This window comes from Shewanella sp. W3-18-1 (assembly GCF_000015185.1).
Lineage (GTDB): Bacteria > Pseudomonadota > Gammaproteobacteria > Enterobacterales > Shewanellaceae > Shewanella > Shewanella putrefaciens.
Window position 1 is genome coordinate 1,465,029 of sequence record NC_008750.1, and the last position, 23,404, is coordinate 1,488,432.

Annotated in this window: 21 protein-coding genes; 14 read left to right on the top strand and 7 right to left on the bottom strand. The window is 42.7% G+C overall.

Annotated elements, in window-relative coordinates; all coding sequences use genetic code 11:
- Nucleotides 1-192 precede the first annotated feature (192 nt).
- From SPUTW3181_RS06650 to SPUTW3181_RS06660, 3 genes are read right to left on the bottom strand one after another with little or no spacing between them, the layout of a single operon-like run.
- Nucleotides 193-549 (bottom strand): DUF3325 domain-containing protein, encoded by a 357-nt coding sequence (locus SPUTW3181_RS06650; RefSeq protein WP_011788632.1) that lies wholly within the window; start codon nt 547-549, stop codon nt 193-195.
- Nucleotides 546-2,210 (bottom strand): PepSY-associated TM helix domain-containing protein, encoded by a 1,665-nt coding sequence (locus SPUTW3181_RS06655; protein WP_011788633.1) that lies wholly within the window; start codon nt 2,208-2,210, stop codon nt 546-548. The genes SPUTW3181_RS06650 and SPUTW3181_RS06655 overlap by 4 nt, the downstream gene beginning before the upstream one ends.
- Before the next feature lie 4 nt (nt 2,211-2,214).
- Nucleotides 2,215-2,583 (bottom strand): DUF3649 domain-containing protein, encoded by a 369-nt coding sequence (locus SPUTW3181_RS06660; RefSeq protein WP_011788634.1) that lies wholly within the window; start codon nt 2,581-2,583, stop codon nt 2,215-2,217.
- 470 nt (nt 2,584-3,053) lie between these two features.
- Between SPUTW3181_RS06660 and SPUTW3181_RS06665 the strand changes: the two genes are divergently transcribed.
- On the top strand, nt 3,054-4,622 hold the full coding sequence (locus SPUTW3181_RS06665; protein ID WP_014611041.1) for a methyl-accepting chemotaxis protein: 1,569 nt from the start codon (nt 3,054-3,056) through the stop codon (nt 4,620-4,622).
- A 241-nt stretch (nt 4,623-4,863) separates the two neighbouring features.
- Nucleotides 4,864-5,220 carry a ribosome hibernation-promoting factor, HPF/YfiA family gene (gene hpf, locus SPUTW3181_RS06670; protein ID WP_011788636.1) on the top strand — a complete coding sequence of 119 codons (357 nt, stop codon included), beginning with the start codon at nt 4,864-4,866 and terminating at the stop codon, nt 5,218-5,220.
- 97 nt (nt 5,221-5,317) lie between these two features.
- Here the strand turns inward: hpf and SPUTW3181_RS06675 are convergent, their stop codons facing one another.
- The gene (locus tag SPUTW3181_RS06675; protein ID WP_011788637.1) at nt 5,318-6,040 is read right to left on the bottom strand and encodes a YebC/PmpR family DNA-binding transcriptional regulator; all 723 of its coding nucleotides are present in this window, start codon (nt 6,038-6,040) and stop codon (nt 5,318-5,320) included.
- Between the two features lie 421 nt (nt 6,041-6,461).
- On the opposite strand from SPUTW3181_RS06675, the gene SPUTW3181_RS06680 reads away from it, so the two are divergent.
- Together SPUTW3181_RS06680 and SPUTW3181_RS06685 are read left to right on the top strand one after the other, a co-directional pair.
- Nucleotides 6,462-8,030: a methyl-accepting chemotaxis protein gene (locus tag SPUTW3181_RS06680; RefSeq protein ID WP_011788638.1), complete on the top strand. Its 1,569-nt coding sequence runs from the start codon at nt 6,462-6,464 to the stop codon at nt 8,028-8,030.
- Nucleotides 8,031-8,364: 334 nt separating this feature from the next.
- Nucleotides 8,365-8,589, top strand: a complete 225-nt coding sequence (locus tag SPUTW3181_RS06685) for a TIGR02922 family protein (RefSeq protein WP_014611040.1) — start codon at nt 8,365-8,367, stop codon at nt 8,587-8,589.
- 67 nt (nt 8,590-8,656) lie between these two features.
- On the opposite strand, the gene SPUTW3181_RS06690 is transcribed toward SPUTW3181_RS06685, so the two are convergent.
- Nucleotides 8,657-9,238 (bottom strand): TetR/AcrR family transcriptional regulator, encoded by a 582-nt coding sequence (locus SPUTW3181_RS06690; protein ID WP_011788640.1) that lies wholly within the window; start codon nt 9,236-9,238, stop codon nt 8,657-8,659.
- Nucleotides 9,239-9,371: 133 nt separating this feature from the next.
- Here SPUTW3181_RS06690 and SPUTW3181_RS06695 point away from each other — a divergent pair, with 133 nt between their 5' ends.
- Nucleotides 9,372-10,439, top strand: a complete 1,068-nt coding sequence (locus tag SPUTW3181_RS06695; protein WP_011788641.1) for an alkene reductase — start codon at nt 9,372-9,374, stop codon at nt 10,437-10,439.
- 90 nt (nt 10,440-10,529) lie between these two features.
- Here the strand turns inward: SPUTW3181_RS06695 and SPUTW3181_RS06700 are convergent, their stop codons facing one another.
- Nucleotides 10,530-12,962, bottom strand: a complete 2,433-nt coding sequence (locus SPUTW3181_RS06700) for a Lon protease family protein (RefSeq protein WP_011788642.1) — start codon at nt 12,960-12,962, stop codon at nt 10,530-10,532.
- 309 nt (nt 12,963-13,271) lie between these two features.
- Between SPUTW3181_RS06700 and SPUTW3181_RS06705 the strand changes: the two genes are divergently transcribed.
- Entirely contained in the window at nt 13,272-14,513 is a 1,242-nt protein-coding gene (locus tag SPUTW3181_RS06705) for a DEAD/DEAH box helicase (protein ID WP_011788643.1), read from the top strand.
- A gap of 108 nt (nt 14,514-14,621) precedes the next feature.
- Here SPUTW3181_RS06705 and SPUTW3181_RS06710 read toward each other — a convergent pair whose 3' ends face one another.
- Nucleotides 14,622-15,125 carry a hypothetical protein gene (locus SPUTW3181_RS06710; RefSeq protein ID WP_011788644.1) on the bottom strand — a complete coding sequence of 168 codons (504 nt, stop codon included), beginning with the start codon at nt 15,123-15,125 and terminating at the stop codon, nt 14,622-14,624.
- Nucleotides 15,126-15,308: 183 nt separating this feature from the next.
- On the opposite strand from SPUTW3181_RS06710, the gene SPUTW3181_RS06715 reads away from it, so the two are divergent.
- Genes SPUTW3181_RS06715 through SPUTW3181_RS06750 form a run of 8 tightly spaced genes read left to right on the top strand, consistent with a single transcriptional unit; the run spans nt 15,309 to nt 23,402 of the window.
- Nucleotides 15,309-16,262, top strand: coding sequence for a YbgA family protein (locus tag SPUTW3181_RS06715; protein ID WP_011788645.1), 954 nt, complete (start codon nt 15,309-15,311; stop codon nt 16,260-16,262).
- 42 nt (nt 16,263-16,304) lie between these two features.
- On the top strand, nt 16,305-17,285 hold the full coding sequence (locus SPUTW3181_RS06720; RefSeq protein WP_011788646.1) for a MerR family transcriptional regulator: 981 nt from the start codon (nt 16,305-16,307) through the stop codon (nt 17,283-17,285).
- A gap of 58 nt (nt 17,286-17,343) precedes the next feature.
- Nucleotides 17,344-18,804, top strand: a complete 1,461-nt coding sequence (gene phrB, locus SPUTW3181_RS06725) for a deoxyribodipyrimidine photo-lyase (protein ID WP_049824085.1) — start codon at nt 17,344-17,346, stop codon at nt 18,802-18,804.
- 25 nt (nt 18,805-18,829) lie between these two features.
- Entirely contained in the window at nt 18,830-19,267 is a 438-nt protein-coding gene (locus SPUTW3181_RS06730; protein ID WP_011788648.1) for a nuclear transport factor 2 family protein, read from the top strand.
- Nucleotides 19,267-20,094: an SDR family NAD(P)-dependent oxidoreductase gene (locus tag SPUTW3181_RS06735; protein WP_011788649.1), complete on the top strand. Its 828-nt coding sequence runs from the start codon at nt 19,267-19,269 to the stop codon at nt 20,092-20,094. The genes SPUTW3181_RS06730 and SPUTW3181_RS06735 overlap by 1 nt, the downstream gene beginning before the upstream one ends.
- The gene (locus tag SPUTW3181_RS06740) at nt 20,091-21,341 is read left to right on the top strand and encodes an NAD(P)/FAD-dependent oxidoreductase (RefSeq protein WP_011788650.1); all 1,251 of its coding nucleotides are present in this window, start codon (nt 20,091-20,093) and stop codon (nt 21,339-21,341) included. The genes SPUTW3181_RS06735 and SPUTW3181_RS06740 overlap by 4 nt, the downstream gene beginning before the upstream one ends.
- On the top strand, nt 21,338-22,147 hold the full coding sequence (locus SPUTW3181_RS06745) for a DUF1365 domain-containing protein (RefSeq protein WP_011788651.1): 810 nt from the start codon (nt 21,338-21,340) through the stop codon (nt 22,145-22,147). The genes SPUTW3181_RS06740 and SPUTW3181_RS06745 overlap by 4 nt, the downstream gene beginning before the upstream one ends.
- Nucleotide 22,148: 1 nt before the next feature.
- The gene (locus SPUTW3181_RS06750; protein WP_011788652.1) at nt 22,149-23,402 is read left to right on the top strand and encodes an SAM-dependent methyltransferase; all 1,254 of its coding nucleotides are present in this window, start codon (nt 22,149-22,151) and stop codon (nt 23,400-23,402) included.
- The last annotated feature ends 2 nt before the right edge of the window (nt 23,403-23,404 follow it).

A 23,404-nucleotide genomic window follows, 5' to 3' on the forward strand; every position in this document is an offset into this window, starting at 1 on the left:
TTCTCCTTAACTGAGATACTCATGGGCACTATAGCTTAGGCATCCACCTCAAACCACCTTAAGATTCCGATGTTTGCGTTTAAATCAATGTGAGAGCTAATAAATGGCTTATGGTATATCAATCTAAGCCCGCCTGCTCCACCTAATGACTCTGTCCAGTGGTGTTTTAGTGATACAGGCTTATACGCTAATCTATAAGGGGATACCAGCACTCAATATTAATCCTCCGGTTAACACACTTCCGGTAACAATACCTATCGGCAAATGACGTGGACTATAGCTTAACGTCAGAATCACCAACATCGCGGCAAGAGAAATGATTCCCATAAATAAAATACTCCCATAGGCCCAGCCTTGGTCGCTCGCACAGGCACTCAAACTAAACGCAAGTAATAACCAAGCAAATAAGGTTAATAAATGGCTTTGCCATTGTGCTGGTGGACGGTTAAATACATCCTTAAAATGCCCAAATTTTGCTAAGGCAAAAAGGGATAAGGAGAGGTAACTTAGACCTAAAATCCCTAGCACGGGAATCATTTTGGGCATCATGATTTGGCTTCCTCTAATGACGAACTCAGTTCTGTTGCTACGGATGATGTCTGCGCACTAGGGCGGTTTCGAGAGGACCTTTCTGGACGCTTAGCTGGTGTCGTCGCAATCAACGTCAGTTTTTGGCTAGCAAACAACATAAGGCCACCTAACAGCAATGTAAGTAGATCGAAACCAACGAGGGCCCATTGGTTTGATTGGATATTGTCGACGATATTATGGGGAGATGTGAGCGCATTGAGCACGGGGAGAGTACAGCATAATATGCCCGTCATCATTAACGCCATTCGCCAATGACGGCGTGAGCGGCCATAAATAGCCCAAATCCCCATCGCTGCCAGAGCGATAAAGAAGCTGTGAACTTCCCATTCAGCGCGGCCTATTAGCTGGGCGGGTAATAAACGGTTAGCGTAAAAGAATGCAACGGTTCCTAATGGTAGCCCGATAATAAACATAAAGTTTAATCCTTCTACCAAACGTAAGCCAAAGCTTGGTTTTTCACCTTTATCTATTTCTTTTTGTTGCTTTTGACGTATACGAATCGCCCACATGAGTGTGCCCGTTGCCACCATAGCGCAACCTAATAAACCACAGAAAAAGAATAAAATTCTGAGTAATGCCCCAGCAAATCGTGCTGTGTGAAGCGACATCATAGTATCATAAGTTGTTAATGCACCCGATGCATCGTGGGGGCTAGCATATTTAAGCTCACCCGTTACACCACTAAATATCAAAATATTTGCTTCGTCTGTGACATCCTTTCCTGTGTTTTGATAAAAGGTTACTTGGCTATTTTGATCGTTGGGATTTGACAGAATGACTTGTTTTATGGGGGCATCTCCCCAAGCAGCCTTTACCTGAGGCACTAATTGACTCAACTGTAGAGATGGTGCTGCAATTCCTGCTGGTTTCTCAGTTTGTCTTGCAGGATTTAGATCCTGTAAAAATGCTTGATTATCCCCAGAGTAGGCGGTAGTCACTGTCCAAGGGATATAAAGTAACATCAGGGTGATCAGTCCGGTGTAGGTGATCATGATGTGGTAGGGCAGCGCGATCACTGAACTCACATTATGGGCATCTAACCAAGAACGAGCACCTTTTCCACGTCTAAAACTGAATAGATCCTTGAAAATACGCTTATGTATCACTATGCCGCTAATTAGGGCGATTAGCATAAACATAGTACAAAAACCGACAATATAGCGGGCCGTAATGGCGGGCATATAATGCAAGTCAAAGTGTAGACGATAGAAAAAATTGCCTCCGCGACTCTCTCTGATGTCGGAGAGAGTCGCGCTACCATCAGCCAAGGCAACATGTTCCTCTATCTTGCCACGACGCTGGCCTTTTTCTGGCGGCAATTGCCAACTATAACTCAACAATGGTTGACGCTCAGTTGGAAAACTTATCATCCAACGCTGTGCCAATTGAGGGGAATGTTCTTCTATATAACCTTGGCCCTTATCTAGCTGTTTTTCGATTGAGGAGGATTGATATTCTTGATAAACACCACTGTGTAATTCGGGTTTAGTCCACTGTGTAATTTCGTGGCGAAAATAGCTCAAGCTACCAGCGAAAAAGATCAACAATAATACCCAACACACCAGTAAACCTGCCCAAGTGTGAAGCCAAGATAAGGTTCTAAAAAATGTTTCTTTCATCTTACTATCCACACACCTTAATCAAACCAAAACACAATAAACTCACTAGGCCTAGATCTCGCCATGCATGCCAAGTTTTACGTACACAGAAGGCGTAAATAATTGCGATGGCATAAAATAAAAAAGACAACATATTTGCTGTTAATGTGCTTTCAAACTTTGGCATTGGCAGTAGGAGTGTCAGCAAACAAGCTAAGGTTGCTGCGGCGAGATACCCCGCTAACATCGCAGCGCTGGCGCGGGCGAACACTTTAAGGGCATATAGGGATTGCTCTTGCTTAAACCATTGCAGTATTCCCGATAAAAATATGGGGAAACGCAATGGCGTGCTTGAAGAATGTGTTGATGTGTCGGACGCTGGCATATTAGGCATACGTGTTAATTCTCATTTTTAGCCCATTTGGGTCAGATATGACTTCCCATCACAATCCAAACCACTTTTTAGATTTCATGCCACCCACAAAAAATAGTGTGTCTACTTACGAATGTGTTGGTGACAATGGGAATGATATAAATTTCAATGTCGCGCAGTATAACTTAGTCGGTGCAAATGATAAACGATATCATTTAGATTGAAGTGTAAAGTTGTGATATATCGCTGAGTCTATTTTGGGTTTGTCTTATCCAAAGTGGAGAGTGTGATATGGATTAAGCCTAGCGGGATGATAATGAGGGGTAAGTCACAATTGTTTGTTTTTATAGGTGCTTGTTGGTTTTTATGCTAATGCTTGTTTAGCATTTGGTTAACTTTTCTACTGTCATTGTGAGCTTAATCAACGTAGGTTGACTTTCCTTTTGGCAAAATGCCATTCACATTTTTACCGAGAGCCAACCCTTAACCCTATGCAAACACATCCTACAAAAGGTGAGAAACACCTGTCTGATAATGCGATTTTACTCTCTACCACGGATTTGAAGGGAAACATTAAGTATGTTAACCAGACATTTTCAAATATCAGTGAGTTTAACGTCGATGAGTTGCAGGGGAGTCCCCATAATATCGTGCGTCATCCCGATATGCCTGCTGCGGCATTTAAGATGCTCTGGGAGCGGATAAAGAGTGGCAAGCCCTGGATGGGGATAGTTAAAAATCGCACTAAGAGTGGCGATTACTATTGGGTTAATGCCTACGTTGCTCCTGTATATGAGAATGGTGAAATTCATGAATATCAATCTGTTCGCCGCCAAGCGACGCCTGAGCAGATTAAAGCTGCCGAGAGTATTTATCAGGATATTAATCAAGGCAAAAAACCTAAAGCTTTGAAAAAAGACAAGTTAGGATTTAGTGGAAAAATACTGGCTGCGATGCTTTTCTCCATTATGATCACCGCTTATGTTGCCAGTTATTCTCCATTACTTGCGGCTTTTAGTGGCGGGATATTTGCGGTTATTGCTTGGTTTGTTTTGATGAAGCCACTACATAATCTTGTCTCTATTGCGACAAATATTATTGATGATCCTGTTGCTATGGGGGTGTATACGGGGCGTCAAGATGAAATCGGTAAGCTGGATCTGGCTTTACGCTTCTTAATCACAGAAATTGGTGGTGTGGTCGGGCGAATGGCTGATTCTGCGAGTGAAATTCAGCAGCAGAGTGTCAGCTTAAAGCAAACCATTACTAATACATGGGAACATGCTGATAGTCAGAGTGAACAAACGACCCAAGCCGCCACGGCAATGGAGCAAATGAGTGCGAGTTTTGCTGAAGTGACGGGCAATATTCATCGTACCGCTTCGGAAATGGTATCTAGCCATCAGGCGGCTCAGCGTGGACATTCACGTCTTGAAACGGTAATCGATGCGATACATCAGTTGAGTGTACAGGTAAGCCACTTTTCAGATGTGGTTGCAACGATTGAAGAAGATAGTCGTGCCATTCATCAGGTATTAGAAGTGATCCGCGCTATTGCCGATCAAACCAATCTATTAGCCCTTAATGCTGCGATTGAGGCGGCTCGTGCTGGGGAGAGTGGTCGTGGTTTTGCTGTTGTTGCTGATGAAGTACGGCAACTATCAAGCCGTACGAGTCAGTCAACCTCACAAATAGAAATGATTGTAGGCCGATTTAGGGACAGCACCCAAAAAGCAACGTCCACCATGATGGCAGGACAAGAGCAGGTCAAACGGTCCGTTGCGCTTGCAGAGGATGCCAGTGTGGCTTTTGGTGAGTTATTGTCATCGATTACGCGGATCAACTCTTTGAGCGATGATAATGCCGCAGCAATGACCCAACAGGCGTCGGTTGCTGCCGAGATCAGTCGCGCAATTCATGTCATCAGTGACTTAGCTCATCAGAGTCTACAACAAACCCAAGATGCAGCGGCGAGGGGCGACCAAGTCTCGCGTTTATCCACTAAAACCCATCATTTATCCCAGCAGTTTTGGCAACAGAGTGTACAACGTAAATATTGAGGCTGATTTGGTATTAGCTTAGCGGTTGATTTATAAATTGTTAGTTGTATGTAAATCAACCGCTTGATTTTATTTTCTGCACTTATCCCATGATGTTTCTTTGATGTAACTCACATTTAGAAGACGCTAATATCTGCATTAGTCTAAATATTTGTCGATAGGGCTTGTGTTTTATCCTGCATGCCCCAAGCTCTAATAGTGAAGCGAAAATAAAAGTAATGACAATATAAAGGGACAACCTATGAAAATAAATCTTTCTGGTCACCATGTCGATGTTACTGATTCTGTTAAAGAACATGTCAACGAAAAGTTTTCAAAAATCGCCACTCATTTCCCTAGTTTGATCGCGCTCGATATCATTATTGCGAAAGAACATGGCGAGTTTCAGGTTGAAATTCGAACAAATTATGAAGGTAGTCGCATTTCTGCTTCGGGTACCGATGAGGTGATGTATCCCGCAATTAAAGCGGCTGCCAAGAAGTTAGATGCAGCACTTAAACACCGTAAAGGTCAGCTTAAAGCCGATTTACATGAAACGCCTAGCTGCACAACGCCTGCGATAGCCCATGAAATTATCCAAGAGATGGACTTACGTTAGGCACTCACCTGCGATAATTTCTCTTGAATTAAATTAAAAGAGCTTGATGATAAAAAACGCAGCCAAAGGGCTGCGTTTTTTTTCAGGCGAGAGACGGTTACTCTTCAATTTCTGCATTGTGATAGACGTTTTGCACATCGTCACAATCTTCTAATGCAGCGATAAACTTATCGAATACTGCAACATCTTCCCCTGTCACTTTTGTCATGGTTTGTGGGACGAAGGTGATATTTTCGATTTCAAAGTTAATGTCTGGCATGGCATCGGTCAGTGCCGTTTTCACTTTGAAGAACTCTGTATGTGGCGCAAATACGCTGATCATGCCATCTTCGACTTCAACGTCACTAACATCCACATCGGCCATCATTAGGATTTCTAAAATGGCATCTTCATCATCGCCAGGGAAAACAAATACGGCAGAATGATCAAACATATGGCCAACAGTACCAGGGCCACCGAGCTTAGCATCGTTTTTGACGAAGGCTTGACGAACTTCAGTAAAGGTTCGTTTTACGTTATCGGTTAGGCAATCCACAATCACCATACAGTTACCAGGGCCAAAACCTTCATAACGGGCGGTATCGTAATCTTCACCGCCACCACCTTTGGCTTTTTCGATAGCACGTTCGATAACGTGCGCCGGAACTTGATCTTTCTTCGCACGCTCAATTAAACGGCGTAGTGATAAGTTACCATCAGGCTCTACACCACCTTGTTTAGCGACAACGTAAATTTCTTTCCCGTAGCGTGAGTAAAGGCGGGTTTTCTGACCTGCAGTTTTCGCCATGGATTCTTTACGATTTTGATATGCTCTGCCCATCTTGATCTCGTTAGCTCAAAAAATTGCGCCGATATTAGCAGTTTTCTTGATGGATGTGCAGCCGTCTATGTGGGATTTATTGTACAGAAGACGATGGAGTACGCATTTCTGAACAGCTAGGGTGACAGCCTTTCTAAAGGCGTGAGTGCAAGATGGGCTTTTTCATACTAATGTCTAATGCCATAAGGTCGATAGACTGTTGATGATAACCCTTAGTCAGATTGGATTTTACTTAAGAGTGAATATCTTAAATTGATCATAGGGATAAACTAACCGTTATCGCCTCGAACCTAAAATGCGGTCTATTTCCAGTTTAGCCATTAAGCTTTCTAAAATGAAAATACAGTATGGCTTGACCCTTGGATAAGTCTCTTCGTTGGCCGTTTCATTTTTCACCTTGTGTCCTTGCGAGATTATATATATGGAAATACAGCATAAAATTATGGTTGCGCTCAGTTTTATTCTGGTCATGCTGTGCTGCTTATTGCTTGCAAGACTCGGTATACCTAATGTTGTGCAAGCTATTATTTTAGGTTTCTTAGCTTGCGGCCTCGTCTTGTGGGTTGTGTTACGTTCATCTGCCACGCAAGCACAGCTAGATGAACTTATTGCTCAAAAGCTGAAATTGCAAAATACACCTGCGCACGATATCAGTGTGCAAACGAGTAAAATAGCCATTGGTTCGGCAGAGGTTTCACATTTTATTGATTTACTTAATAAATCGATAGAATCAAATGGTGAGCATGCCAGTGCTATTGCGGTAGCCGCAGAACAATTAAGCCATACCACTGCTCAATTAGGGGATAATGCGGCTGATATTTTAGTTCAGGCTCAGGAGGCTGAACGATTTAGTGTGCAAGGCCGAACCCAAGCGCAAAAAGGGGTAGAGTCTATTCATTCACTTAGTGCGGACATTGATACTGCTGCCGAACAAGTTCAGGCTTTGAAGTCTAAAGCAGAACAAATCCAAAAAATCACTGAAGTTATCAATTCCGTAGCAGAGCAAACCAATTTGCTTGCACTAAATGCAGCCATTGAAGCAGCAAGAGCTGGAGAGCAGGGGCGAGGTTTTGCAGTGGTAGCAGATGAAGTCCGAAGCCTTGCGGGCAAAACTGCAGTTGCAACCCAAGATATTGGTAAGATGTTATTAGAAATTCGCAGCGAGACCGATAAAACCTCTGGTTTAATGGAGCGAGTCGTTTCTCAAACCGCGGACGTGGTGGTTGCTATGGGGGAATTAGACGAACACTTTACCGAAATATCAACATCTGTGACACGTTCAGCCCATGCTTTAGGTGAGATGGAAGACTCGCTAAAGCAATACAATCATACGACAAACGAGATTAGTCGCTCCGTCTCACAGATCCGCGACTCATTGAATTCCACGGGTAAGCAGAGCCACAAAGTGTCAGAGCAGGCGTTTACCTTGTCATTAACAACCGAGGGCATTTTTAAGGCATTGTCTCATTGGGATACACAAACCTTTGATCAGCAAGTTTTATTATTGGCCAATGATGCTGCTAAAGCCTGTGGAGAGAAACTTGCTCAAGGTATCGAAAATGGCAGTTTTAGCGAGGCTGATTTATTCAATCCCCAATATCAACCGATAGCAAATACCAAACCCCAGAAATATAGCACGGCTTTTGACCGTTATACCGATCAGCATTTCCCTGGGATTCAAGAACCTATTTTAGAGAAGCACAGTGAAATTATTTATGCTGGGGCTGTAGATAAAAAAGGCTATTTTCCGACACACAATAAACGCTTTAGCCAAGCGCTTACAGGCCGGGCAGAGATGGATATAGTACATAATCGAACCAAACGGTTGTTTAACGATCCAACGGGGATCCGCTGTGGTACACATACTGAGCCTGTGTTATTACAAACCTATAAACGGGATACAGGGGAGGTAATGCACGACTTGTCTGTGCCAATTTATGTGAATGGGAAACACTGGGGCGGATTTAGGGTAGGGTTCAAAGCTAAATAAAGGTATATCGTCAGGTATCCGTTTATTTATGTTAAACGGGAATGGGATCGGATATTTTATAAACGTGATCAGTTACCCGTAATGACTTTATGGTATGTAAATATGTTGGTGTTTTGTTGTTGTGATGTTTAAAATGCGCAATATTAATGACGCTAAGATGGTCTAACATAAACAACTCACAGTGGTATACTGTTAGGCACTGACTGTTAGGTCTTAGTAAATTGATTTTAAATGGTAAAACGTATTTTTAGATGTTTTACAACTCTAAGAGTTGAAGGATGCTCTTATCACGTTAGTCAATAGCAGTAGATGCTGCTTAATGCGAGTAAAAGTGATGCAAGCAACACAAGCGACTGTAACCGTTTTGTATTATGACGCACCAGTAGGGTTGATTATGCACAATGCGGTACTTAATGGTTTATCTTTGAGTGAGTCTGGTCGTGTGATGATCCCCGCCAGTTTCCGCAACGGAAAGTCAATTATTGCCGTACTCGAAGGAGAGTGTAAGATTTTGAACTCCTTGGGGGAACGTGTTTTTGCACAGGCGAATATTGGCTGATAACCAGAGTTCTTCAGGCTAATGTCATTTCAACATTAACTGGATGAATATGACCTTAATCAATGGATTATTGACACACTTCAATAAAGAGTTGATTGGCGAGCTGTTGTAAGGTTTTGGCTTCTGGATGTGTATGGGCAAACGTTCTAAGACCATATATCCCCATCATCAGGTATTGAGCTCTTTGCTCGCTATTACGTTCACCTTTAAGTTTTTTTTGTTCTTGAGCAGTCTCAAATTGCTCTGAGAGCGCACGTTGCCAAGATTGTAAATATTGGTTAATGATCCCTTGGATCTCATGATCTTGCTCCGCTATTTCATTCAATGCCTTGGTAAGCAAGCACGCTTGACCACTGTCACAGCTTAAACATTCAACAACAATTTCATCTAAGTAGTGTTTAAGATTAGCGAGTACATCCTGACCGCTTGCAAAGAAATGATTAAATTGTAAATTTCTATCCTGCTGATACTGCTCGATGGCAGCAATAAGTAATCCACGTTTGTTGGTGAAAGCACAGTAAATAGAGCCCGGATGTAAGCCCGTCGCTTGGGTAAGATCCTGCATGCTTGTTTTGGTGTAACCTTTATGCATAAAGGCTGTCATCGCACCGCGAAGAACTTGTTCTCTGTCGAACTCGGCATTACGCATCGAATTTATTTCACTACTCTAGAAACACTTAGGACGGATTCTACCTAGTTTTGAACAAACATTCAAAAATGAACTTGAATGTTCATTCAAATAATAATATCTTGAATGCACATTCAAGAATAAGGCCGAAATAATGAGCATACAATCTTCACCCAATCGATTGGGAAACCTGTTTGAAACCTACCAGCTTAATGAAACCATTACTTTAAATAACCGCATCTTAATGGCGCCGTTAACCCGTTGTATGGCAGATGCTGAACTTGTGCCTACCGCCGAAATGGTCGCTTACTATGCTCGCCGAGCTGATGCAGGATTGATCATCACCGAAGCCACTATTATCCGCCCAGATGGTCAAGGCTATCCCAATACTCCAGGTATTTTTACCCAGTCGCAAATTGCCGGTTGGCGCAAAGTGACCGATGCGGTACATGCCAAGGGCGGTAAAATTTTTGTGCAGCTATGGCACACGGGTCGAGTAGCGCATCCGCACTTTTTTGTTGGCGGAGATGTACTTGCCCCTTCTGCACAGAAGATTGAAGGCTCTGTGCCAAGAATGCGTGAGCTAACCTATGTCACACCAAAACCAGCGACACTTGAAGATATTCAAGGATTAGTACGCGATTACGCAAAAGCCGCTGAAAATGCTATCGAAGCAGGATTTGATGGTGTGGAAATTCATGGTGCCAATGGCTACTTGATTGATGCTTTCTTACACCATGACAGCAACCGTCGCACGGATGAATATGGTGGCACACCTGAAAAAATGTCGCGTTTTGCGCTTGAAGTCGTAGACGCGATCATTGCACGCATTGGTAAGGACAGAACGGGGTTACGCCTTTCTCCGGGAGCCTATTTCAATATGGCGACCGATAGCCGCGATCGCGCCGTCTTCGACTACTTACTGCCAGAATTAGAAACGCGTGATATCGCTTTTGTGCATATTGGGATCTTTGATGACAGTATGGAATTTGACTATTTAGGTGGCCGAGCTTCTAGTTATGTGCGAGCACATTATGGAAAAACTTTAGTAGGAGTAGGGAGTTATAGTGCTGAAACAGCAAGTGAGGCAATTGCGGCAGACAAGTTTGATTTGATTGCTATTGGTCGCCCCTTTATTGCAAACCCTGACTATATCGCTCGTGTTCGTGATGGGCTTGAACTTGTCCCTTACAGCGATGAAATGCTGGCAACATTAGTATAAATTTTGTCCGTGAGAGTATTTAAAGACAAAGGGTTAGCCATTGGCCAACCCTTTTTTATCACTTCATTCTCGGCTTAAAAAGCTTAGACTTTAATCGGCTTTACTCAACATTCTTAGTGTGGTGAGTTTTTGTTGTGCTATACCAAAAATGCTCTCAGGTGAATATTGCTCTTGGTTTGGTGATGGTTCTTGCTGCAAGAAGCTACCTGCATTTTTGCCGAGTAACAGTGCCATCGCTTGAGTGACATGGGTTATCGCCCAAATATGGAATTCACCCTGTTCAACGGCATCGACAATATCTTTACGCAGCATAAGATTGGCAATATTTGATGCGGGAATAATCACGCCTTGGCTCGATAAGCGGCCCTTTATTTTACAGACATCGAAAAACCCTTCAATTTTCTCATTAACACCACCAATGGGTTGGGCTTCTCCAAATTGATTCATCGAACCTGTGATCGCAATATCTTGCCTGATAGGCAGTTCACTGATGGCAGAGATAATAGCGCAGCATTCGGCCATAGAGGCACTGTCCCCATCAACGCCACTATAGGATTGCTCAAAGGTGAGGTATGTGGTTAAGGGGATTTGTGCCGTCTTGCCTAAAACCGAAGCTAAATAAGCGGTTAAGATCAACACTCCCTTAGAATGGATCCGCCCACCCAGTTTGACTCTGTGCTCAATGTCTAACACTTCACCTTTACCAAAAGCCGTTGTCGCGGTAATACGATTAGGCATACCAAATTGATGGTCAGAGGTGGAAATAACGGATAAGGCATTGATCTGACCAATAACGTCACCTTGGGTGTTAATTAATGTTGTACCATTAATAAAGCTTTGCATTATGTTGTCGTGTAGGCGTGAAACCCTCTGCTCTTGGTTGCGAAGTGCTTGCTCTACATCAGGCGCACTAATTTGCTTGCTACCCGCCGATTTTGCACAATAGTTTGATTCACGGAGCAGATTGGCAATGTTCGCTGAATGCAACGAGAGTTTTTGTTGATCTTCTGCTTCACGGGAACTGTATTCGATGATCCGTGCGATAGCGCTTCTATCACAGTGCAGCATATTGTTATCGTGGACTATGCTGGAAATGAAGCGGGCATAATGGGCTTCAGAGGCATCGGTTCTGTCCATCACATCTTCAAAATCAGCGGTAACTCTAAATAATTCACTAAAATCTGGATCATAGTGTTGTAAGAGTTGGTAGGTTTCATGATCACCAAATAGGATGATTTTGACATCTAAGGGGATAGGTTCAGGTGCCAGCGATATTGTACCCGATAGCGACACTTCACGTTCTAATGAGCTTAAATCGAGTTTACGCGAACGTAGGGCGCGTTTAAGACCATCCCAGACATAGGGACGCTCTAATACTTTTACCGCGTCCATCAATAGCACACCACCATTGGCCTTATGTAAACTGCCTGAGCGGATGAGGGAAAAATCGGTAAATACAGTGCCCCTGAAGGTCGCATTTTCGACATAACCAAATAAGCTGTGATAACTCGGGCTTTCTTCAACCACGATCGGAAATTTTTGTGCGCCTTGGCAAACCAGTACGTTGACTTGGTAGCGACGTGGCATTTTCTTTTCGAGTGAAGCATAGGCGAGGGCGAGTTGTTCTTCACTTTCTTCTAAAAAGATATCCAGGTTATCTAAAATATCTGCCTGCATACCCGTTAAAAATGCACGCACTTCAGGTTGATGTTTATATTTATCCTTAAGGGGTTTAAAAAAGTGGATCAGTACATCTTTTGCAACTTGTTCATCATGTTCTTGTTGAGTGTCACTAAATTCTTCTTCCCACTCAGTATTTTGGCGGATGATGTTGCGCAATTTGACTTCGAGTCCATTGATATTACTTTCAAATTGATTGCGTTCTGTTTCAGTTAATGCCGTAAAGGAGTGTTCATCATGGGGTTCTTCGCCGTTTAGGGCGATCATTTGATAGTCACCCTGTAAGGTTAAGCTAAGGCTAATTCCCTTTTGTTTGGCTTCTTCGCTTAATTCGGTGAGCGCCGCTTCTTGCTTTTGTGCCAGTTGGCTTTTAAGTTTTTCAGCACGGGCATAATACATTTCATTATCAAAGGCTAAAGGAAGCGCTTTGACCAACTTAAGCATCAATTTTTCGATGGCTTTTTTAAACTCTAGCCCAGATCCTGCAGCGAGTTTTAGCACTTTAGGGCTGCGGGTATCATCAAAATTTACCACATAGCACCAATCGTATAGGCTGTGCTCACTTGGCTCATGTCGATTGAGGTAACGTAGCATCATAGTGCGTTTACCTAAGCCATTTTGACCGATAGCGTAGATATTGTAGCCCTTTTCCTTTATTCCCATAGCGAACTCAACGGCTTGTTGAGCGCGTTCTTGGCCGACAATATCATCCAGTGGTGTCAGTTCTGCGGTTGATTGACAGTCGGTGCTTAATTCTTTGAGATCACATTTACGGTACAGTTGTTGACTGGTTAATGGTGCTGCTTGGCTCGGCTTGATCTGAGATGAGTGGTCAGTGGGCATAAATATCCTTGGTGTTTCAGCCTTAATATTTCCATTGTAGACAATAAGATAGCATTTTTGTCAATCAATACTCTGTAAAATATTAATAAGTTGTAGCTTCTGCCTCGCTGGTATTCGCGTCTCTGTGAAGTCAATCTTGATACCCAATTTATACATTACTTCCATCGGTGGTGACCTATTATTGAGGCTATGACGGTTGCTCGTGTGGTTAATGTCGATTGCATTGGAGGAATGCTTTGCTTTTGCGTCTAGGCGCGACTATGTCGTATCTGCTAACATTAATGCCATGATGTTATTTGGTGATTTCCAATGTCTTTCAGTTCCTTATCTTTAAATACCACTCTAGTGAATACCATAACCGAACTGGGTTACTCGTTACCCACACCCATTCAATCGGAAGCAATTCCAGTCATTTTAGCCAAACAAGATGTGATGGCCGGCGCACAGACAGGTACGGGTAAAACGGCTGCATTTGCACTCCCTATTTTGCATCTGCTTATGGCTAAAAATGTAGAACAGAAGGCTGAGAGGGTAAAAACCGTACAAGCATTAGTGTTAGTACCAACACGTGAGTTAGCGGTACAAGTACATCAAAGCTTTGTTAAATATGCTAAAAATACAGATATTCGTATAGGTATAGCCTATGGCGGCGTGAGTATTGATGCGCAGGTCGATGTATTTAAAACAGGTATTGATGTGCTAATTGCAACCCCAGGGCGATTGCTCGATCATCTTCGTCAAGGAGTATTAAACCTTAATCAACTCAGTACATTAGTTTTCGATGAAGCCGACCGTATGCTTGATATGGGGTTTATGGATGAAATTAATGCAGTGCTTAAACAAGTGCCTAAGGACAGACAAACGCTACTTTTTTCTGCCACCTTAGATGATGCGATATTTGAGTTGAGTAAATCTTTACTACGTGAGCCTAAATTAATCGAAGTGACTAAACGTAATACGACCGCAGCACAGGTTGAGCAACGAGTGTATGCCATTGATAGCGATCGTAAAACTGAGTTTGTTAGTCACTTGATTCGTTCGAATTATTGGCACCAAGTGCTTATTTTTAGTCGTACTAAGCAAGGTGTTGATAGACTTGTACAGCAGTTAAATAAACTGAGTATTGTCACTCATGCCTTCCATGGTGATTTGTCCCAAGGCGCACGGGAAAAAGTATTACAAGCATTTAAACTGGGTAATATTCAGGTGTTAGTGGCCACCGATGTTGCTGCCCGAGGGCTAGATATTGTTGAATTAAAATATGTGATTAATTTTGAATTGCCCTTTATTGCTGAAGACTATATTCACCGTATCGGCCGTACGGGGCGAGCGGGGAGTGCAGGCCTTGCTATAACGCTGTTTAGCCAAGAAGATACATTATTACTAGAAGAAGTTGAAGTTGTGCTTGATAAGCGCTTGCCGCAACAATGGTATCCCGGTTTTGAGCCAGATTTTAATAAGATGGAACCTGAACCCAGGCGTAACGGTAAAGCGGCACAAAAACAACGTGCCAAAAAACGCGCCTTCGGCAGTAAAAAGCCCTCTCGGTGAGTCGCTATTGGATTAACACAGCCAAACAAGCCTTTAGGGACTCACTTGTGAGCACAATAGCCTTGGGGTTGGGCAATGGTTTATTTGCTAACCTCAGTATTTAGCGTATCAACTGTAATGAACTTCAGCTTGGTTATTGCGTTGCCGCTCTTCATTTTTTTCCGTTGATTCTTTAATGAGTTCTACTTTTTGGGCTTGAAGTAGCTCTATTTGCTTAGATTTTTCTTCTTCTGATAGATTTTCGTCAGCGGCAATTCTCTCCATTTCTTCTTCTATTTTCTTCAGTTTTTCCCTATCGAGACCTGTACGTCTATCTAGAATAGCTTGCATGGCTTCATCTAAACGATTGGTGTCTTTTTCAGGTTCTTTTGTTCCCGCTATGTTTTGCACATTACTTGTATAACTCTGTTTAGCATTGGATGCTAAATGACTATAAGTATCAGCAGGTTGTGCAGTGGTCCCAGTAGAGGACAAGGTCACTTTATCTTGAGTTGATAATACCGTTGCTGAAGCTGTGGTGGCCGATACAAGTGCATCTTCAAACTGATTCTGGCTTGACTTGACCTGAGCGAGCGTAACGGCTGTGAAGGTATTAGGGTGAGTAACGATCATTTTTGTGTGGCTCCTTTGATTGCTGTGTCAAATGTCGGGTTATTTTTAAGCAATATTGAGGCCAAATGCGCAAAATCATCGTTTAGTTAATTTCACTGTTACTTATAAATATTTGTACAAAAACTTGATCTTTGTACAACTCTGGTCCGTAATGTAAGTCATAGTTATACAAGGAGTCAGATTATGTATAAGTTTAACCCGCAGCGAATTCAGATTGGGATCAGTGCTTGTCTATTGGGTGAAAAAGTTCGCTTCGATGGGGGGCACAAAAATTCTTCCTATTGTAATCAAGAGATTAAAAATTTTTTTGATTATGTTCCCATTTGTCCTGAGATGGCGATTGGTCTAGGTGCACCTCGTAAAAGCATACGTTTAGTGCGTGATGGTGAAACCATACTTGTTCAAAGCGGCGATGGTAGCTTAGATGTCACCGACAGACTGAATGCTTACAGTGAAAGCAAAGTACAAGAGCTAGATTTTTTAGGGGGATACTTGCTCTGTGCTAAATCGCCTACATGCGGTATGGAACGGGTGACTGAGTACAAAATAGGCACGAATAACGGCACAAAATCGGGTATCGGTGTGTTTGCTCGCAAGTTAATGGAGCGTTATCCATTACTACCCGTGGAGGAGGAGGGGCGCTTACACGATATGGTATTGCGGGAAAACTTTTTTACCCGCGTTTATGCCTATCACGATTGGCACCAAATGAAGCACGAAGGATTAACTAAGCATAAATTGGTTAAGTTTCACTCCCGTTATAAATATCTGCTCATGGCCCACAGCCCTAAATGGTATCGCGAGCTAGGACCTATTATTGCCAATATTGATGATCTTGAAACCAGTGCGACTCGCTATTTTGAAGGCTTTATGACGGCACTTAAAATTAATGCGACTCGTAAGAATCACACCAGCACGTTACAGCATATTCAAGGTTATTTTAAAAAGCATTTGAGCAAAGAGCAAAAGACAGAACTATCTGAAGCGATTATGAAATATCGACAAGGCTTCTTGCCATTATTGGTGCCTATTACCTTGATAAATCATTATCTGCGGGAATTTCCAACCCCCTATATTGAAGACCAAGTGTATTTGAATCCTCATCCTGAGGCGTTAAAACTGCGTTACGCATATTAATTTATGGTCGCAAGCAATTGTTTAACCAAATAAGTGATTAAGATGAAAGAAGATCAACCGTCCATGCCTGATGCAGAATATCGAGATGAAGTCTTACTCCCAATCGGGGAAGTATCTTCAATTACAGGGGTTAATGCGGTGACATTAAGGGCATGGCAGCGCCGTTTTGGTTTAGTGATCCCAGAACGAACTCCCAAGGGACACAGGTTATACACGGCAGAAAATATTAAAGAAATTCATGAGATCAATGCTTGGTTGGCTAAAGGGGTCGCGATTAGTAAAGTGAAACCTTTGCTGTTGAGTGCCGCGAAATCTTTGCCCTTAGAAGCCACTCAAACAGAAGTGACTGATATTTGGACTGAACAAATTGCAGCCTTGACGGCTGCACTGTTGGCATTTAATCAACATAAGTTACACCAGATATTGGATGAAGCAATCGGCTTATACCCGTTTCATTTAGTCAAAGATAAGTTATTGAATCCTTGGCTGAGTCATATTGATAGTTTACTAGTCGAACGGCTCGATGCTGAGTTAGTGACCGCATGGCTAAAGAGTGAATTACTTAGTCGGACAGGCGGACGTTTTGTGCTTGCAGGGCAAGCACATACGGCAAGAGTTGTTGTAATAACACTCTGCCGTAATACACAGTTATCAGCAAATGCAATACGGACTAATACCCTATTTTCACTCATTTTGTTACTTGAATTAGCGGCGTTACGAGTGTCGGTTATTGATCTTGGTGAGCAGGTTATTGGGAATTTAGCGCTCTTAAATGGCAGGCTCAAAGTCGATGCACTTTTGGTTATTCCTGATGCTAGTCATTCCGGTTCTGAGCAGGCTGAAATACTCGATACCCTAAAACAAATGGCTTTCCCATGCTGTGTCATTGGACCCTTTGCCCCCATGTATACCTCGTTATCCACATTTGCTATGCCAACGGTAGCGGCGTTGATTGATTCTGTGTCACCTAAATCGCAGGCTTCGACTCGGCATCAAACGGTCAATCTGCAGCAGGGTGTATAAGTAAAAGGCGGTATTAAAAATATGAGTGGAGATAACAGTGATATCACTTAAAGAACAAATGGCTACGTCAAATGTAGGCGATACACTGATGTGGTTTCGTCAAGATTTAAGACTTGCCGATAATCAAGCATTAACAGCGGCTTGCGATTGGGCAAGGGCGCAAGGTACTGCGCTTAGGGCTATATATATTGCAACTCCCATCCAGTGGGCATGCCATGATGTAGCGCCTATTCAATTAGATTTTATTGAACGTCATATTAATCTGCTTGCGAAAGGTCTTGGATGTTTAGGTATTCAGTTTGAGTTAATTCAATTAGAGCGTTTTGCGGATATCCCACAATTTATGCTTGATTATTGTCAGCAGCACAATATTACAAGGGTGTTTGCTGGCTCAGAGCCAGAGATAAACGAACGAGTTCGCGATCAGGCATGCATTGATGCGGGTGTGCCGCTGTTGTTAACTGATGAACATTGTTTGCTCGCGCCAGGCACAGTGTTGAACTTATCGGGTGAAATGTATCGAGTTTTTACCCCTTTTAGTCGAAAGTGGCGAGAAATTGCCGCCCGTCATGCCATTTTGCCACTCGGAGTTCCCGCACCACTTGGGCCCGTTTTACCAGAACCTAAAGCGTTAAATTTAGCCGTGAATAAAGTATCGAGCGAACAATGGGGCGCGGGAGAAGGGCAAGCTAAGCGTTTGCTGTGCGATTTTGTACAGCAAAAAGTGCAAGATTATAAACAGGATCGTGATTTTCCGGCCCTAGATGGGACGAGTTGTATTTCTCCTTATTTGGCGATTGGCGTGCTCAGTGCACGCCAATGTGTTGCCGCATTATTACAGCGTTTTCCTGAGGTGATCGTGGATGATACAAGCCTTGGCCGAACTTGGCTTAATGAGCTTGTCTGGCGTGAGTTTTATCGTCATTTATTAGTCGCATTTCCAGACTTATCTAAAAATTATAATTTTAATCGTCAAGCAGACCAAGTTCAGTGGCGTAATAATATTGAAGAGTTTAAGGCTTGGTGCGAGGGACGAACTGGTTATCCTATTGTTGATGCAGCTATGCGTCAGCTTAATCAAACAGGTTGGATGCACAATCGCCTGCGTATGGTGGTCGCCAGTTTCTTAACCAAACATTTGTTAATTGATTGGCGTTGGGGTGAGCGCTATTTCCGCCAAAAACTCATTGATGGTGACTTAGCGGCTAATAATGGTGGCTGGCAATGGTCTGCTGGATGTGGATGTGATGCCCAACCTTATTTCCGTATTTTTAATCCAATGAGCCAGAGTGAAAAGTTTGATCCAGATGGCAGCTTTATCCGTAAATACTTACCAGAGCTGGCATCTTGGGGAATAAAGCAACTGCATCAACCCAATACCGCTAAGACTCCTTTATTGTTTAAACAGCCATTATTTGCCGAACAAGCCGCTTATCCGAGTGCCATAGTGGATCACACCGAAGCAAGGGTTAGAGCATTAAGTGTGCTCGGCGTATTGAAAAAGGCTTCTGCCTTATAAATTTGGGTTCTGGAGTAATACAGCGATGACTGAAGTAAATCCAAATACACTTGTTGACGATTTTATCCAGCTATACCAAGCATTAAATAAAGACAATCTGCATTTGCTCGAGCGAGTTTACGATGACAAGATTATATTTGCCGATCCTATGCATCAGATTATCGGTTTACCTGCATTAACTCAGTACTTTGCTAAGTTATATAAAAATATTCAGCATATTCAGTTTGATATTAAGGAAGTACAACAGAATAACTCTCAGGCCTCACTATTTTGGCAAATGCAGTATTCCCACCCCAAGTTAAATAAGGGGGAAACTATTTTTGTCGATGGCATGAGCCAACTGAGATTCAATGAGAAAATCTTTTTCCACCGAGATTACTTCGACCTCGGGCAAATGCTATACGAGCACTTGCCTTGCATGGGGGGGCTAATTCGCTTACTTAAAGATAGGGCGGCAAAGTAATGGACAGTGTTAATTATCGTCCTGTCGATCAATCTAGCGTTGTCAAACTGGCACAGCACAAAACTGTGCTTATTACTGGGGCAACTTCAGGGATTGGATTGCAACTAGCGCAGGATTACTTACAGCAGGGTTGGCATGTTATTGCCTGTGGTCGCGATCGGCAGCGTCTGGATGCATTGGCATTAGTTGAGCTTTTAGGCGCCTCGATTATCGTGTTTGATATATCGCAGCGCGAGCAAGTTCAGCAAGCCGCGAAAGACTTAAGCCAGTTATTAATCCATAAACATTGCCAACTCGATTTAGTGATTTTAAATGCGGGGAGCTGTGAATATATCGATGATGCCAAAGCGTTTGATGATGCATTATTCGAGCGAGTTATTCATACCAATCTTATTTCGATGGGTTATTGCCTTGGTGCATTTTTACCTTTGATGCCAAAAGGTTCACATATTGGATTAATGAGCTCGAGTGCGATTTACTTACCTTTTCCCCGTGCTGAAGCCTATGGCGCCTCTAAAGCTGGCGTACAGTATTTAGCCTCAAGTTTAGCGATAGATTTGACGCAATTTGGCATTGGGGTGAGTTTGATTTGCCCAGGTTTTGTGGCAACCCCATTAACGGCTAAAAATAATTTCCCCATGCCGATGCAAGTGACTGTTGAAGCCGCTTCTAGGGCTATACGCCGCGGATTAAAACGTGGTCAGCGTGAGGTTCATTTTCCAAGGCGTTTTACTTATTTACTGAAACTATTGTCATTTTTACCTGCTTTTTTATGGCAAAAGATGATGGCTACCAATACCAAGCCACTTAAGGATCCGAGTCTATGAAAAATATCGCTATTGTTGGCACTGGTATCTCAGGTTTAACCTGTGGCCATTTATTGAGTGAGTCACATAAAGTGACAGTATTTGAAGCCAATGACTATATTGGTGGTCACACCGCCACTGTCGATATTCATCATCAGGGACAAAATTACGCTATTGATACTGGTTTTATCGTATTTAACGACAGAACTTATCCTCGTTTTGAGCGTTTATTGGCTCGTCTTAAGGTAAAGATATTACCGACAGAAATGAGTTTTAGTGTGCACAATACGCTGACAGGACTTGAGTATAATGGTCACCACTTTGGTAGTTTATTTGCTCAAAAGCGGAATATTTTTAACCCTCGTTTTTGGACTTTTTTAAGAGAAATTTTACGCTTTAATAAAAGTTGCAAAGCGATTTATCAGCAAGATAAATATCCCGAGGGAAATTTGGGGGATTTTTTAGAGCGAGAACATTTTTCGCCTTTTTTTGCTGAGCATTATATTTTACCTATGGGAGCGGCGATTTGGTCTTCAAGTATTGAAGATATGCGAGCATTTTCACTGAGGTTCTTTATTCGCTTCTTTGAACATCACGGATTATTAAATGTCAGTGATAGACCTCAATGGTATGTGCTTGAAGGCGGTTCTCGTAGTTATATTCCTGATTTAATTGCCCCGTTTAAAGAGAGTATTCACTTAAACTCCCCTGTTAGTGCGATTGAACGGCAACACGATGGAGTGAGATTGCTCGTTAAAGGTGAGTGGCTTGAGTTTGATGAAGTTATTTTAGCCTGCCATAGTGATCAAGCACTTAGGATGCTTATGGATCCTACATCGACTGAGAAGGCCGTTCTCGGTGATTTGCAATATCAAGATAACGATGTTGTGCTACATACAGACACACGCATTTTACCTCAACGTAAAGCTGCTTGGGCTAGCTGGAACTATCGCTTAGATGGTGATTTAAAGCGCCCCGCATCAGTCACTTACAATATGAACATTCTGCAACAGTTGCCTGCCAATGCACCGACTTTTTGTATCACGTTGAATCAGTCAGAATTGATTGATGAGGCTAAAGTATTGCGCCGTTTCACCTACGCTCACCCCGTATTTAATGAGGCCAGTCTCAAGGCACAAGCTCGGCGTGAGGAGATTTCAGGCCACAATCATACCCATTTTGCTGGCGCTTATTGGCACAATGGTTTCCATGAAGATGGCGTTCGTAGTGCCCTCGATGTGTGTGCACACTTCGGAGTAGAACTATGACGACGCTTAGCAGTGGTATTTATTACGGCACTGTATTCCACAGTCGTTTTACACCCATCAAGCATAATTTCAGCTATGAAATGGCATTGCTTGCGATTGATTTGGATGAGGTTGATAACATCAGTGCGATGGGGCGAATATTTGCCAGTCAGCGCCGTGCTTTATTGAGATTTAATCCCAAAGATTATCTTATTTCTTTTACAGCTAAAACGGGTGAAACCCGCGAACAGCAAATCACAGATTTGAGCACTGCGTCACTTAAAGCTCGAGTGCTTACCCAAGTCGCAGAGCTTGGGGCTGATAAGCTATGTGATCGAGTGATGTTTGTTGGGCAAATCCGCCATTTTGGTGTGTATTTTAGTCCAGTTAATTTTTATTTTTGTTATCAAAATCAAAAGCCTTTATATATGTTGGCCGAAGTGAGTAATACACCTTGGAACCAACGTCATTGTTATTTAGTGGATTTAACTACACCGCAGCCATCGGATAAGGTATTCCATGTTTCGCCTTTTATGACACTGGATATGCGTTATGTTTGGCATGTCTCAGCACCGACGGAACATTTAAATATAGGTATTGAGAATAATTCAATACCTAAGGTGATTGGCAATCAAGAGGGGAAAAAGCTCTTTAATGCTTCTCTTGTAATGAAACGCCAGCCAATTAATGCGGTCAATCTGCGTTCATTTTTATTCCACTTTCCTTTTATGACACTAAAGATCTTCTTCGGTATTTATTGGCAAGCATTAAAACTCTTTTTCAAACGTGTGCCCTTTGTGCCGCATCCAGCTCAGGTGGAGAAATAATATGGAAAATACAGCTTCGCAAACTTCAGCTATCACAGGGAAGCTTCCTGACAGTCTTGCGCGTAAAGTATTACTTAAGGCGCTGGAAAGCTTGCCGCATGGATGTTTAACCTTAGTCGAAGGCGATAAGAGCTACCGTTTTGGCCAGAGTCATGCGGATTTACATGCCACTTTGGTGGTTAAGCACCCGAGTTTTTATCGGCAAGTGATGTTATCTGGCTCCATTGGAGCTGGTGAAAGTTTTATCCAAGGACATTGGGAAAGTCCTGATCTGACTAAGGTGGTGCAGCTTTTTGCGCGTAACCTCGCCTTGCTCGATAGGATTGAAGCCAAGTTCTCTTGGTTAACTGGCACGATAAACCGTGTGAAACATTTGCTGAATCGTAATTCTAAGGAAGGATCAAAGCGTAATATTTTGGCCCATTACGACTTAGGCAATGCCATGTATGAACAATTCCTAGACCGAGAAATGCTGTATTCCAGTGCGCTTTATCCCCATGAAGAAGCCAGTTTACAGGAGGCTCAGCAGTTTAAGTTGATGACTATCTGTGAGCGACTTGACTTACAACCAGGTCAAACTTTACTAGAGATTGGTACGGGGTGGGGGGCGCTCGCCATCTACGCTGCCAAGCATTATGGTGTACATGTCACCACGACAACCATCTCGGATGCACAATACGCTTATGCCAAAGCACGCGTTGAACAGGAGGGGTTAAGCGACAAAATCACACTACTCACAGAAGATTATCGTAATTTAACGGGGGAATACGACAGGGTTGTTTCCATTGAAATGATTGAAGCGGTTGGCCATGAATATCTGGCTGGATTTTTTAAAAAGTTAGCATCACTTCTAAAACCAAATGGAAGGATATTGCTGCAGGCGATTACTATTGCCGATCAGCGTTATGACAGTTATCGCAAAAGTGTGGACTTTATTCAGCGCTATATTTTTCCTGGTGGCTGTTTACCCTCGGTGAGCCAAATGGTGAATCACATGGCTAAGCAAACCGATATGGTGGTTTGGTCGGTCAATGATATGGGGCTGGATTATGCTAAAACGCTAAAACATTGGCATGAGAATTTTGATCATGCGATAGGTGAGATCCAAGCATTAGGCTATGGCGAAGACTTTATCCGTATGTGGAAATTTTACTTAAGTTATTGTGAAGGGGGGTTTTTAGAACGCACCACAAGTACAGTGCATCTTGTTGCTGTACGCCCTGACTATCGATTGTCAGTGATGCAATCTTGTTAAAT